This is a genomic window from Streptomyces boncukensis (assembly GCF_011045075.1).
In the GTDB taxonomy this organism is placed as follows: Bacteria; Actinomycetota; Actinomycetes; order Streptomycetales; family Streptomycetaceae; genus Streptomyces; species Streptomyces boncukensis.
On sequence record NZ_JAAKZZ010000936.1, the window covers coordinates 1 to 1,523 of the forward strand.

Genomic DNA, 1,523 nt, shown 5'->3' on the forward strand with positions numbered 1-1,523 from the left:
CAAGAGTCAGATGTCTATAAGAGACAGCCGGAGGTGTCCTGGGCCGGTTCCTGGTCGGCCTGGGCCTGGGTGAGCGCGCGGAGCCGTCGTGCTGTTTGTGGGGTGGTGGCGGGGGCGAAGCGGTCCCGGCGCAGTTGCTCTGCCTTTTTGGCGTCGGCGCGCAGGCGGCGGGCGCGGCGGGTGCGGGAGCGGCGCAGGGTGGAGATCTGTTCGGGTGTGGCGGTATCGGCCAGGTGTGCGGTGCCCAGGTGGTGGCCGTGGGTGTCGCAGACCTCGATTTCATGGTCGTGGTGGGGCATGAAGCGCACCGTGGCCGTGCGCCCGGCCTGTCCGGTCATCCAGTCGGCGAGGTAGTCGCGGTTTTTGAAGCGCGCGCCGTGGCTGGTGATGATGCGTGTCCGGCCGTCGTCTTCGAGGGTGAAGGTCCACACGTCCGGGGCGGGGATGTCGTGGAGCGGGGTCGGGTCGGCTTGTCATGCCTGGAGCGGGGTGGCGCCGTGGAGTCCAGGCGGGGCGGTGCTCGGTGTTCCACCAGTGTGCCCAGGTCAGCAGTTCCCCGGTGAACGCCTGGAAGGACATGGGCGATGTGACTGGGCGGCGGTCAGGTTTCTTCTGCTTGCGCTTGGGGGTGCAGCCGGGCAGGGCGGCCAAGAGCATGCGGGAGGTGTTGCGGTTGAGGTTCTCCAGCAGTGCCCTTCGGGTGGGGGCTGTAGGGCGGCAGGAGGGTGAGGTCCGCGTCCAGTGCGGTCAGTGCGGTGGCCACGGTGCGGGAGAGGACGTCCTTGCCGCGGTCGAAGCGCACCTGCTCGGGCAGCCCGCCGAAGGGCCCGTAGGGCGCCTCGCGCAGGACCACGGAGCGGGCTCCTCGCGTAGGACCGCGGAGCGCAGCGCGGCCAGGATCGAGGCGCGAGTGGGGGTGCTGGGGGTGACGGCGAGGCCGGTGATGGCCTTGGTCGCGCCGTCGATGAACCACGTGACGTAGAGGGGCGACGAGGTCGCCGTCGGCGTCCACGCGCAGCGGGGCCTGGACGTGGTCGGCCTCCCAGACGTGGTTGCGCCGGGTGCGGGGGCGCTTGCCGGACACGTCCAGGGTGCGGGCGGCTTCCGGGCCCTTGCGGTAGCCGGCCCGCCCGCCCCGCCGTCAGGTCCCGGCGCACCGTGCGCAGGAACGTCGAGGGTGACGGCACCTGATCCAGTACCGGGATCGCAGCGGGCGGCGCGCCGCCCGGAAGCCGTCCGGAAGCCGTCCGGGACCGTCCGGCGGCGGAGGCTCAGCCGCTGCGCCGGGGCTGGCGGTGCGGGCGCGGTGGAGGAGTTCGCGGTGGACCACGGAGGCTTGGCCGTGCCACTACGCCGGCAGGACCCGGATCTCGGGGGTGATCTCGAAGCGGTCTGTGCGGCGGGCGCCAGGGTGTTGGGCGATGACGGGGCCCGGTGGTGGCGGCGGCCGGCCGCCGCCACATCGTGCGGTCGGAGACCTCCAGGCACTGGGCGGTGGTGGTCACGGGGGCGCGGGTGAGGCG

Annotated in this window: 2 protein-coding genes; both read right to left on the reverse strand. The window is 72.7% G+C overall.

Going from position 1 to position 1,523, the window contains the following annotated elements; all coding sequences use genetic code 11:
- Positions 1-14: 14 nt before the first annotated feature.
- Positions 15-431, reverse strand: coding sequence for a Mu transposase C-terminal domain-containing protein (locus G5C65_RS37135; RefSeq protein WP_165303439.1), 417 nt, complete (start codon positions 429-431; stop codon positions 15-17).
- 170 nt (positions 432-601) lie between these two features.
- A complete protein-coding gene (locus G5C65_RS37140) occupies positions 602-853 on the reverse strand; it encodes a transposase family protein (RefSeq protein ID WP_165303440.1) in 252 nt (83 codons plus the stop codon).
- Positions 854-1,523 lie beyond the last annotated feature (670 nt).